Below are 12,367 nucleotides of genomic sequence, written 5' to 3' on the forward strand. Positions count from 1 at the left end.
CTATTGTGCCCCTGCGCCGCAAGGATTGATCGCGGCACACGGGTTCACTGCGGCGCAGGGATTTATCGCCGCACAAGGATTGGCAGGCGCACAAGGACTGGCGGCACAGGGATTACCCGCACCACACGGATTATAGGCCCCGCATGGATTGGCTGCACAAGGGTTCCCGGCAGCACAAGGGTTCATCGCCCCACACGGGTTGCCCGCAGCACAGGGATTCCCTGCCGCACACGGATTTGCCGCACCACACGGATTGCCACCGTCATCTGGCACCGCCGCCGGGCGGGCAATTGCCGCCGGGTTGGGCTGATTCGCGATATGATCGGCGGCCACCGCCCCGGTTGCGGCCAGAAACACCGCGCCATATAAAAGATAATTGCGTTCGCTCATTTCTTTTTAAATCCATCAAGCCCAAACAGCGGACGCAGCCAAATCCCGATCAGACTGCCGCCAAAGGCCGCACCAAACCATAACCAGCCATGCAAACTGCCCGAGGCAATGCCGCTAAACAGCGCCCCGATATTGCAGCCAAAGGCCAGCCTGGCGCCATAACCCATCAGAAGCCCGCCAATCGCCGCCGCCAGCAACGATGCCAGCGGCACCGCAACCTTTGGTGCAAATTTCCCGGCCAATGCGGCGGCAAGGGCCGCGCCAATCACAATGCCGAAATTCATCACCGATGTTGTATCCATCAACACCGACCGCGACAGCGCCAAGGCCGGTCCGGGCCAGTTCCAGAATTCCCACGTCGCCACCGGAATGCCGACCGCCTGCGCAATCTTCGCCCCCCACAGGCCAAACCCAAACGTGATCGACCACGGATGACCGGCAATCAGCAAGGTGGCAATATTGATTGCGGCCAGTAAAATACCGGTCCCGACCAGCGGCCACGGCCCATGCAGCACCCGCGCCAGCCCCGACCGCGCCGCAGGTGCGGCGGCTTCCAGCGATCCATGCGCCCGGCGTTCAATCACAATCGTTGCCAGAACCACCAGTGCCAGCACCCCGAACGTCACCGCAACACCGCCAAAAATGCCCAGTTCAGTCCCCAGACTGATCGGCGGCAAGGACGGCAGCGCCAGCCATGCGGGCAAATGCGCCGACCCGATCACCGCCCCGATGATGAAAAACACCAGCGTCACCAACATCCGCGCACTGCCACCGCCCACGGTAAACAGCGTGCCCGATCCGCATCCGCCGCCCAATTGCATGCCCAGCCCGAACAGGGCCGCACCAAACAGTACCGATACCCCGACCGGGGCCATCGCCCCGACAATCGGTTGCCCAAAGGGCGAACCAAGCGCCAGCAACGGAATAAAGGCGACCGTCGCCACCGCAATCATTACCATCTGGGCACGCATCGCCCGCCCGCGCCGCTCGACGGCCAACCGGCGCCAGCCGCCGGTAAAACCGAACGCCGCATGATACAGCGCCATGCCCAGCACCCCGCCCATGCCATACAGCACGGCCTGACGCAGACCGGCGGCCTGCGCAATCGCAATGGCACCAAGAACAAAAATCGCGGCAATCAGGGCCGCAGCCCCGCGATCAAACGGCACCCGGCCCGGCATGGAACCGGCGGACGAAAGACGGATTTCACTCATGACAAAGCCTTGTCAAACACCAAAAATCAAACGCCACCGCACCCGGTATGATGTCGGGATGCGGTGGCACATCACAAAGTCATAACAGATTATTGTGCCGGAACAACCACATCGCGCGATGCATCGGCCGCCCATTCGGTCATCGATCCGTCATACATGCGGGTATTTTTATTCCCCATCACTTCCGACAGACCAAACCACGCCACAGACGCCCAGTGGCCAGTATTGCAATAGGCAATCTCGTCGGCCTCCGGTGCCACACCGGCGGTCCCCACCAGTTGCGCAATCACATCCGATGCCACAAACGCGCCTTTCTGATCATCATAAAACGCGCTTTGTTCGATATTGACCGCACCGGGAATCGCCCCGGCCCGCGCAACAATCGGGCTGGTTTGCTGGCCCAGATATTGCGCCTTGGGCCGCGCATCGATCAGGGCCACACCGTTGGCCTGTGCGGCGGCAACATCATCGGCATCGGCCAGCAATTCCGGCCGGAAATTCGCATTGAACGCCACGGTTTCCGGCGTTACCACATCGGTCGAAGTCTCGCCATTCGCCGCGATCCATGCGCGCTGTCCACCATCAAGGATCGTCACCGCGTCATGACCCAAAACCTTGAAGGTCCAATAAACACGGGTCGCCGACCCGAAATCGCTGGAATTTTCACCCGCCGGGACGATCACCACCTGGGTGTCGTTATCAATGCCAAGGCTGCCGATTTTCGCCGAAATATCCTCGACCGGCGGCAATTGCCCGACCACATCGCCCACCTTGGTGCGCCAGCCAAACTGCGCATAAGACGCCCAGACCGCACCGGGAATATGCCCCACGGCATACGGATTGGCATCCTTGGTCGCATCGCGCACATCAACCACCACCAAGGACGGATGATCCAGATTCCCTTCCAGCCACGCCGCATCGACCAATGGCTGATCGGTCAGACGCTCCGCCTGGGCGGACGAAACCGCCACACCGGAAAAAACAAAAGCAACAGCCGCAACACCGGCCACAAGGAAAGAACGCATCGGATATCCTCCGTTAAAATTTTATGTGATACTTATATATTCACCATCTAATTAATGTCAATAATTCATAAAATACAATTTTATTTTGTTATTAATACCCTCAACAAACCTTACCCACCGGAAAATGGGCACAGCCCAAAACCCACAGTCATTCCCGCGAATGCGGGAAACCATATTTTATATCAACATGTTATGGGTTTCGGGGCATTCTTGAAGGAAACGCCCCATGCAGGATCACGGCCTCAAACTATTCAAATACCGCGCAAATTCCCGCGAGAATGCCGCATGGGTTTCGCTGCTGCGCAAGGATGGCGGGCGGGTCAGAAAGCCATGCAGGGTAGCAATGATGAATTCGGCGACCGAGGCCGGTTCGGCGTCGGTGCGGATGAAATGGCCGAATTGCGACCGGCTGATATGCCCGGCCAGCCCGCGCCGCCAATGCCGGTATGCCCCGTCAATCCGGCGGCGCAAATTATCGTCAAGATCGGCGGCCTCGGCCGCAAACCGCGCCAGCGGGCAACCCCCATCAAGGGCGGCGGGGGCCGCATCGCTGCCCAGAATATCAACCTGCGCCATCAAAACCGGCAACACATCCTCCTGCCCGGCCAGCGGATCCAGCCACACAGTGTTGATATAATCAGGCAGGCATTCCTCGATCACCGCATGGCCCAGCTTCGCCTTGCCGGGAAAATGATGATACAGCGCCCCCTTGGTCACGCCGGTTTTATCCAGAATCCGCGCAATCGACGCCCCGGAAAATCCGGCATGGCGGATTTCGGCAAAGGCCGCGTCCAGCAGCATCCGGCGCGTTGCCGCCCCGGCGGCTTCCTTGCGCATCATCGCCACCCGTCGCCCGTCGCGCGGCACAATCCCGGCAGGAACACCTGCATTTCCCCCGGCATTCCCCCCGGTCTCGGAGCCTTCCGGGGCCGATACCACAGAAAGATCAGACGGATCAGCAGGATGCAGGGGCGGATGGGTCATGGCGATCTTTCGGATCGGGTTCTGATCGGGTTCGAGCTGTTTCATTATGCCCGCAGGGTCGCGTCTTTTGCCGCCAAGGTCAATATCGCAACGCGCACTCCCACAGCCGCCCCTTGCAATTCCATGATTTTCGGTCTCTATTTGCCTGTCATTGCAAGAAGGTCTCTATTAACCAGTCATTGCAAGAAACCCCGTCGATTGCGGACAGAAGATGCACATTCATTCCATCGCCTTTGTGGCGGCCGACACCAAAATCGCGCAGGACGCCATGTACCGGCTCAAGCATCGCTATGGCCACCTGTCGCCTGACAAGGCCGATGTCATTGTCGCGCTGGGCGGCGATGGCTTCATGCTCGAAACCCTGCATCGTTATATGGGCCGCAAGGTGCCGATTTATGGCATGAATCGCGGTACTGTCGGCTTTTTGATGAATGAATTTCGCGAATCCGATTTGCCCGAACGCATTGCCGAGGCCCAAACCGTCGCCCTTTCGCCCCTGCAAATGGAGGCCCACACCGTCAGCGGTGAAAGCCTGTGTGCGCTGGCGATCAACGAGGTATCGTTGCTGCGCGAAACGCGGCAGGCCGCCAAATTGCGCATTCGCATTGATGGCATCGAACGGCTGGCCGAACTGGTCTGTGACGGTGCCCTGGTTTGCACCCCGGCAGGCAGCACCGCCTATAACCTGTCGGCGCACGGGCCGATCCTGCCCATGGGAAGCGGCCTTTTGGCCTTAACCCCGATCAGCCCCTTTCGCCCCCGACGCTGGCGCGGGGCGCTGTTGCCGCATGCGGCCACCGTTACCTTTGACGTGCAGGACCCGGACAAACGCCCGGTATCGGCCGTCGCCGATTATACCGAAGTCCGCGATGTCGCCCGTGTCACCATCCGCGAGGATCAAACCCTGAAAATCCGTTTGCTGTTTGATCCCGAACACAATCTCGAAGAACGCATTCTCAAGGAACAGTTTGTCGAATGAACCCTGAATCCGACCGCCCCGCCCGCCCAGCCGAACCGTCTTCAGCCACCCTGTCCTGGCTGAAACGTCTGATCGCCCATCAAACGGTCAGCCTGACCTCCAACCTTGCCCTGATCAAGGATGTGCAGGCTTTTCTGGAGGGTCTGGGTTATCGCTGTGTGACGGTATTTGACGAAACCCACGGCAAGGCCAATCTTTATGCCACCATCGGCCCGGACCTTCCGGGCGGCATTATTCTTTCCGGCCACAGCGACGTCGTCCCGGTCGAGGGTCAGAACTGGACAACCGGCCCGTTTGACGCCGATATCCGAGGCGGGCGGCTGTATGGCCGCGGGGCCTGCGACATGAAGGGTTTTCTGGCCTGCCTGCTGGCAAAGGCCGAATCCTTTGCCGGGGCTCCCTTGCGCGTGCCGGTCCATCTCGCCTTTACCTATGACGAAGAAGTCGGTTGTCTGGGCGTGCCATCCCTGGTCGAGGCGATCAACGCCCTGCCGCACAAACCCGCCATGTGCATCGTCGGCGAGCCAACCAATATGCAGGTGATCACCCAGCACAAGGGCAAATATTCCGCCCGTGCCCATTTCACCGGCCGCGCCGGTCATTCATCGCTGCCGGGTGAAGGGGTGAATGCAGTGGAATTTGCCGCCGAATTTGTGGTGTTCTTGCGCAGGCTCGGCCAGAAATTCCGCACCGATGGCCCGCATGATGATGATTTCACCCCCAACCACACGACATTTCATAGCGGCGTCATTCAGGGCGGCACGCAGCTTAACATCATCCCGCAAAACTGCTTTGTCGATTTTGAATTCCGCAACCTGCCCAATCATGACCGCGACGAGCTGAAATCCCTGGTTTTCCAGTATCTCGACACGATCCTGATCCCGCAAATGCGTGAGATTTACCCCGATGTCGGCGTAGAGATCGAGGTGGTATCGGACATGCCCGGCCTTGCCACCGGCGACGATGCGCAAATCACAAAACTGGTGATGGAACTGACCGGGGCCAACACCACTGGCAAGGTCAGCTTCGGCACCGAAGCCGGGGTGTTTTCCGCAATGGGCGACATCCCCACCGTGGTTTGTGGCCCCGGCAACATCGAACAGGCCCACAAACCCGACGAATATATAGAACTCGACCAACTCGCCCGCTGCGAGGTGTTTCTCGATAAACTGACGGCGGTTTTGGGGCGGTAATAATAGTCATAGACCAATTCACGACTTGACGAACCGGTCAGGATCGCCAAAAACAAAAGAGCGGATACTGTTTCCAGTATCCGCCCTCTCTTCACGCGCACGACGGCGGGGTCGGGGGACTTGCAGATTTATTCTGCATACCGTCGCGAGCGCGACCGCAAGGCCGGTCCGGGTTTATCCGGACCGGCCTTGTTGTTTATTCTGCCGGGTGCTGCTGCGGGGCTTCCACCTCGCCTGCGGCCTGACGTTTGCGCGAAAACGCCCCGACAATCACGATAAAGAACAGTGGCACAAAGAAGATGGCAAGAACCGTTGCGGCAATCATGCCGCCCATCACCCCGGTCCCAACCGCGACCCGCGCCCCGGCCCCGGCCCCGGTGCTGATCGCCAGCGGCAAAACACCAAGGGTAAAGGCCATCGAGGTCATGATGATCGGGCGCAAGCGCTGCCGTGCGGCTTCCACGGTGGCGTCCAGCAACGTCATCCCCTCGTCATACAAATCGCGGGCGAACTCGACAATCAGGATGGCGTTTTTCGCTGACAGCCCGATGGTCGTCAGCAAGGCCACCTGAAAATACACGTCATCGGGCAATCCGCGCAGCAAGGCCGCCGCAACCGCACCCAAAACGCCCAGCGGCACCACCATCATCACCGAGAACGGGATCGACCAGCTTTCATACAAGGCCGCCAGACACAGGAACACCACAATCATCGACAAGGCATAAAGGGCGGGGGCCTGCGCCCCGGCTTCGCGTTCCTCATAGGAAAGCCCGGTCCATTCCAGTCCGATCCCCGGCGGCAATTGCGCCACCATCTGTTCCATGGCGGCCATTGCCTCGCCGGAACTGATACCCGGCGCCGCCTGCCCCTGAATATTCAGGGATGACAGGCCGGTAAACCGTTCCAGACGCGGCGACCCAAAGGTCCAGTCGCTGGTCGCAAAGGCCGATACCGGCACCATTTCGCCCAGATTGTTGCGGACATACCATTTATCAAGGTCTTCGGGCATCATGCGCGACGGCGCATCGGCCTGCACATACACCTTTTTGACCCGGCCCTTTTCGGTATAGTCGTTGATATAGGACGACCCCCAGGCCGTGGCCAGCGTCTGGTTGATATCGCCAATCGCAAGGCCCAGCGCACTGGCCTTTTCCTGATCGATATCGATGCGGAATTGCGGCGTGTCGGCCATGCCATTGGGCCGCACCCCGACCACCGCCGGGTTTTGCCCGGCCATGCCCAGCAACTGGTTGCGTGCCGCCATCAGGGCGGTGTGCCCGATGCCACCCCGATCGACAAGCTGCATGTCAAAGCCGGTCGCCGTACCCAGTTCGATAATCGCAGGCGGGGCAAAGGCAAAAACCATCGCCTCGCGGATCTGGGCAAAGGCCCCATAGGCCCGCCCGATGATCGCATTCACCGATTGTTGCGGCTCGGTCCGGTCAGACCAGTCGGCCAGATTGACAAAGGCAATCCCGGCATTCTGGCCGCTGCCGGCAAAGCTGAAGCCCGCCACGGTAAACAGACCGCGCACATTGTCCTTTTCGCCTTCCATGAAATGGGTTTCGATTTTTTTCAAAACCTCGACGGTACGTTCCTGCGAGGCCCCCGCCGGAAGCTGAACCATCGAAAACATGATCCCCTGATCTTCATCAGGCAGGAACGAACTGGGCAATCTGGTAAACAGCAGCACCAGAACACCGACCAGCGCCCCATACACCACCAGATAGCGCCATTTGCGATGCACAACATGGCCGACACTGCCCTGATAGAACCGGTTGGTTTTATCAAATCCCCGGTTGAACCAGCCAAAAAAACCGCGTTTTTCATTCGGATCGGTATGGCCGGGTTTAAGCAGGGTGGCGCACAATGCCGGGGTCAGGACAATCGCGACAATCACCGACAATACCATCGCCGAAACAATGGTGATCGAAAACTGGCGGTAAATCGCCCCGGTCGATCCGGCAAAAAACGCCATCGGCACAAACACCGCCGACAGAACCAGCGCAATACCAACAAGCGCACCGGTGATCTGGCCCATCGATTTGCGGGTTGCCTCACGCGGGCCCAGCCCGTCTTCATGCATCACACGTTCAACGTTTTCAACAACGACGATGGCGTCATCGACCAAAAGGCCGATTGCCAGCACCATGCCAAACATCGTCAGGGTATTGATCGAATAGCCAAATGCCGCCAAAACCCCGAAAGTTCCCAGCAACACCACCGGCACCGCAATCGTCGGGATCAGGGTGGCGCGGAAATTCTGCAAGAACAGGAACATCACAAGGAAAACCAGAACCACTGCTTCAAACAGGGTTTTGACCACTTCCTCGATCGAGATTTGCACAAATGGCGTCGTGTCATAGGGATAGACGACTTCAACGCCATCGGGGAAGAATTCCGACAATTCGGCAACCCGGCTTTTGATCGCCTCGGCGGTATCAAGCGCATTGGCCCCGGTCGCCAGATTGACGCCGATACCACTGGCGGTCTTGCCGTTATAACGGGCAACCATGTTATAGCTTTCGGCACCGACTTCGATCCGCGCCACATCGCCCAGCCGCACCTGCGACCCGTCCGTATTGACCCGCACCAGAATGTTGGCGAATTCTTCGGGGGTTTCAAGGCGGCTTTGCGCCGTAATGGTGGCGTTGATCTGCTGTCCGGCCACCGCCGGCGTGCCGCCGATCTGGCCCAGCGTGATTTCGGTATTCTGGGCGGAAATCGCACTGCTGACATCCGTCACCGACAGGCCATAACTCAGCATGCGGTGCGGGTCCAGCCAGATGCGCATAGCGTGTTGCGCCCCGAACACCGTGACATCGCCCACACCGTTGACCCGCGATAACGGGTCCTTGACCGTGTTGGTAACAAAATCCGAAAGATCGTTGCCGCTCATGCTGCCATCGGCGGAAACAAAACCGATAACCATCAAAAAGCTGCCACTGGATTTGGTGACCGTAACACCCTGTTCCTGCACTTCCTGCGGCAGGGATGCCATCGCGCCTTGCAACTTGTTTTGCACCTGAACCTGGGCGATATCGGGGTCGGCTTCGGCCTCGAATGTCAGGGTAATGCTGGCGCTGCCCGCCCCGTCACTGGTCGCCGACATATAACGCAGATGATCCAGCCCGCTCATCTGCTGTTCGATGATCTGGGTCACGGTGTTTTCCACCGTCTGGGCCGATGCCCCCGGATAGGTCGCGCTGATTTCCACGGTCGGCGGCGCGATGGAAGGATATTGCTCCACCGGCAACTGCATAATGGACAAACCGCCCGCCAGCATGATCACCAGGGCGATCACCCAGGCAAAGACCGGCCTGTCGATAAAAAATCTTGCCATCAGATAAAATCCTTACTGGGCCGCTGCCTGCTGGGCATTTGCATCATCCATCGAAACCGGGGTCACAGGGGCACCCGGCCCGATCATCAAAACACCGTCCACCGCAATACGGTCGCCATCCTCAAGACCGGCGCTGACCACCCAGGCATCTTTCTGGGATTGTTCAATCGTCACATCCTTGGACACAATCGTATTGTCATCGGCAATGGCATAGACATAGGCCGACCCGTCAGGACGCCGCATCACAGAACGCTGCGGCACCAGAAACGCATTTTCAACACGCCCCTGATCAACCGATGCCCGCACAAACATGCCCGGCAACAAGGTGCCGTCCGGATTGGGGAATACGGCGCGCAGGCGCACGGTGCCGGTGGTTTCATTCACCGTCACTTCGGAAAACTGCAATTTGCCGACATGACCATATTCGCCACCGGTTGAATCAATGGTCAGACGCACATCGATTTCACCATCGTCAAATCCCTTGATCCGCCCCGTCGCAATCGCATCGCGGATTTGCAACAATTTGCCGCCCGCCTGCGTCACATCGACATAAATCGGGTCCAACTGGGTGATGGTTGCAAGGGCATCGGCCTGACTGGCGGTAACCAGGGCACCTTCGGTAATCCGAGAACTGCCGATCCGGCCCGAAATCGGGGCGACAACACTGGTATATTCCAGATTGATCCGTGCCTTGTCGAGACTGGCCCGTGCGGCCGCAACCAATGCCTTGCCTTCGGCCTCGTCGGCCACCGCATCGTCATAGGACTGGGTGCTGGCGGCCTGGGTTTTTACCAGTTGTTCATACCGCACGCGGTTTTTGGCCGCCCGGTCAAGGCTGGCGCGCTGGCGGGCCAGTTCGGCCTCGGCGGCGTCCACTTCGGCCAGATACACATCCTGATTGATCAGATAAAGCTGCTGCCCGGCCTCAACCAGCGTGCCTTCGGTAAAGCTGCGTTCCTTGACGATCCCGTCCACCTGCGGGCGGATATCTGCCATGCGAAACGCCACGGTCCGACCCGGCATTTCACCGCTCAGACCAACCGTCTGCGCCTTCAGGGTCACAAAACCAACCTGCGTTGCCGGGGGCTGTTGCTGTTCGCCCCCTCCCTGTGCGGTATCTTCCTGACCGCAGCCCGCCAACAGCAGCGCGAAAGCCGCCAGTCCAACAAATTTGGCATATGAACGAATGGACAAAATCATGATCCTTCTGGGTCCCGACAACAAGGCGATGAAAGCAACCTTGCCATTGTAATTTTCAATACTGTACGGTACAGTACAGATGATGCGTTGCGAAATCAAGAGGCAAAAAAGGCTTTTTAATCATGACAGAAACGTCCGAAACCCCTGATACCGAAGAAAAACATCCGTCGCGTGGTGCGGCGCGCAAGCGCGCCATGATGGATTGCGCCTGGGATATTCTGATGGAATCGGGTTTTTCCGGCGTCACTCTCAACGAAGTCATTTCCCGTTCTGGTGGCTCGCGCACGACATTGTACGAGGCCTTTGGCGGAAAAGATGGCCTGATTGCTGCGGTTCTTGCCGAACGGTGCCACGAATTTTCGGTCGAACTGCTGATCGCACTCGAAACCGATTTACCCCCGCGTGACGCCCTGACCGACTTTGCAATCAAACTGGCCCGCAAAATACTATCCGAGGATGCGATCCGTATCACCCAAATTCTGTTGTCCGAAGGTCATCATTTTCCCGGCATTACAGATACTTTCCTGTCCAGCGGCCCCGATTGCACAACATCGCGTCTGGCAAGCTATCTGGAACGGCAGGCCAAAACCGGCGCAATCATGATTGATGACCCGACGCACGCGGCGGAAATACTGGTCTCGATGGTTCAGGGACAATGGTTGCATCGCATGTTGAAAAAACCGCCATCCCCGCCGGTTTCAGACGCCGAAATCGCAAAACGCGCCACCCGTGCCGTGGATATTTTCCTGGGTGGTGTCGCCAGAAATTCCTGAAAATCTGCCCTGACTTCACCAGAATTGACGCGCATGATAGATTTCTGTCAGATCATTTTTTTCAGGGATCGCTTCCATGAGCCGTTTTGCGCAACCGTTTTGGCCTGTTTCCCGCCTTTTGCCGATGGCCGCCTTGTGCGGCTTGTCGCTGGTGATCTTTCCGGGCGACCGGGCCCATGCCCTTGAACCGGCCAAGGCCCGCCAGATTGTCGATGCCATCCTGATGCAGCATGGCATTGATGCGACCGAACGCGACATCCAGACGGAAAACGGCGCGGTGACGCTGCATTATGATGATGTCCGGCTTGATCTGACCGGATACCGCACGGCCCGCGAACTGGTGATGTCCGATGTCGCCGTCACCCTGCGCGATACCGGCAATCCCGATATTGTCGATATTGATGTGACCCTGCCCGAAACCGCCCAAATGCTGGCAGAAAAAACCACCGATGCCCGCGAGATAACCCTGCGCGATGCACGGGGGACACTGGCATGGAACCATGTCACCGCCACGCCCAAATCCTTTAATGCGGCGGCGGCCATGCTGGTCGGCGACGAACCGGTGTCGCGCAAACACTGGTTGATGAACAATCTGAAAGTATTGCTGGATGAAACCCGCGCTACCATTTCATGGGGGGCGTCCGAATGGACCGGAGCCAACCGCGAAAAAATGGGTGCCGTGCAATCGGCCAGCTTTGATCTTTATCCCGGCCCGGACGGCGAAACCCGCCTTGATTACGCCCATGACGGATTATGGCTGCCCAATCTGATCCAGCCGCGCACCGTGCGCCTGCAAACCCACAGTGCCGGTGTGCCATGGACTGAGGCCCGCCCGATCCTGCAACAGGGCATCAACGATATGATGACCGGCAAATCGCCGCGCCAGACCCGACGCGATATCGGCAATGCCCTGTGGCGCAAGGCCGCGGCCAGCGGCCAGCCGATCCTGATTGACGAAATCTATGTCGAGGGCCGCGGCCTCGAAGCCCGCGGCGACGGGCAACTTCTGGCCCGCGACAATGCCCGTTATGGCTTTCAGGGCGATCTTGATGTCAATCTGGTCGGCCGTGATCGTCTGGAATTCCTGATCGGCACCCCGGCCAGCCCGACCCTGCTCGGTGCGCTGGTGCCCTTTGCGGTCGAAGGCCTTGCCGCCGGTCTCCCCGGCCCCCAGGAAACCACCGCCTATAACATCGAATTGCTGCCCGATGGCCGCCTGATCATCAATGGCGTCACCGTCATGGACCGGGCAACGGGCGGCTGAGA

Annotated in this window: 10 protein-coding genes; 4 read left to right on the plus strand and 6 right to left on the minus strand. The window is 59.0% G+C overall.

The features are described 5' to 3' along the window. The 4 genes from Q8O73_RS05420 to Q8O73_RS05435 all read right to left on the minus strand — a co-directional run bounded on the left by Q8O73_RS05420 (nucleotide 1) and on the right by Q8O73_RS05435 (nucleotide 3,658). Nucleotides 1–390 carry a hypothetical protein gene (locus tag Q8O73_RS05420; RefSeq protein WP_305556101.1) on the minus strand — a complete coding sequence of 130 codons (390 nt, stop codon included), beginning with the start codon at nucleotides 388–390 and terminating at the stop codon, nucleotides 1–3. After that, nucleotides 387–1,604: a YeeE/YedE family protein gene (locus Q8O73_RS05425; protein WP_305556104.1), complete on the minus strand. Its 1,218-nt coding sequence runs from the start codon at nucleotides 1,602–1,604 to the stop codon at nucleotides 387–389. The genes Q8O73_RS05420 and Q8O73_RS05425 overlap by 4 nt, the downstream gene beginning before the upstream one ends. A gap of 89 nt (nucleotides 1,605–1,693) precedes the next feature. Continuing rightward, nucleotides 1,694–2,629 carry a sulfurtransferase gene (locus Q8O73_RS05430; RefSeq protein ID WP_305556107.1) on the minus strand — a complete coding sequence of 312 codons (936 nt, stop codon included), beginning with the start codon at nucleotides 2,627–2,629 and terminating at the stop codon, nucleotides 1,694–1,696. Between the two features lie 234 nt (nucleotides 2,630–2,863). Then, entirely contained in the window at nucleotides 2,864–3,658 is a 795-nt protein-coding gene (locus Q8O73_RS05435) for a TetR/AcrR family transcriptional regulator (protein ID WP_305556110.1), read from the minus strand. 166 nt (nucleotides 3,659–3,824) lie between these two features. Here Q8O73_RS05435 and Q8O73_RS05440 point away from each other — a divergent pair, with 166 nt between their 5' ends. Continuing rightward, nucleotides 3,825–4,592, plus strand: coding sequence for an NAD kinase (locus Q8O73_RS05440; RefSeq protein ID WP_305556113.1), 768 nt, complete (start codon nucleotides 3,825–3,827; stop codon nucleotides 4,590–4,592). Next, nucleotides 4,589–5,785: an acetylornithine deacetylase gene (gene argE, locus Q8O73_RS05445; protein WP_305556116.1), complete on the plus strand. Its 1,197-nt coding sequence runs from the start codon at nucleotides 4,589–4,591 to the stop codon at nucleotides 5,783–5,785. The genes Q8O73_RS05440 and argE overlap by 4 nt, the downstream gene beginning before the upstream one ends. A gap of 196 nt (nucleotides 5,786–5,981) precedes the next feature. Here the strand turns inward: argE and Q8O73_RS05450 are convergent, their stop codons facing one another. After that, on the minus strand, nucleotides 5,982–9,128 hold the full coding sequence (locus Q8O73_RS05450; protein WP_305556119.1) for an efflux RND transporter permease subunit: 3,147 nt from the start codon (nucleotides 9,126–9,128) through the stop codon (nucleotides 5,982–5,984). 12 nt (nucleotides 9,129–9,140) lie between these two features. Beyond that, complete coding sequence (locus tag Q8O73_RS05455) at nucleotides 9,141–10,322, minus strand: efflux RND transporter periplasmic adaptor subunit (protein WP_305556122.1); 1,182 nt, start codon at nucleotides 10,320–10,322, stop codon at nucleotides 9,141–9,143. Nucleotides 10,323–10,450: 128 nt separating this feature from the next. On the opposite strand from Q8O73_RS05455, the gene Q8O73_RS05460 reads away from it, so the two are divergent. Further along, entirely contained in the window at nucleotides 10,451–11,101 is a 651-nt protein-coding gene (locus Q8O73_RS05460; protein ID WP_305556125.1) for a TetR/AcrR family transcriptional regulator C-terminal domain-containing protein, read from the plus strand. Between the two features lie 76 nt (nucleotides 11,102–11,177). Next, entirely contained in the window at nucleotides 11,178–12,365 is a 1,188-nt protein-coding gene (locus tag Q8O73_RS05465) for a hypothetical protein (protein ID WP_305556128.1), read from the plus strand. Nucleotides 12,366–12,367 lie beyond the last annotated feature (2 nt).

It is taken from the genome of Thalassospira sp., from assembly GCF_030690045.1.
GTDB lineage: Bacteria > Pseudomonadota > Alphaproteobacteria > Rhodospirillales > Thalassospiraceae > Thalassospira.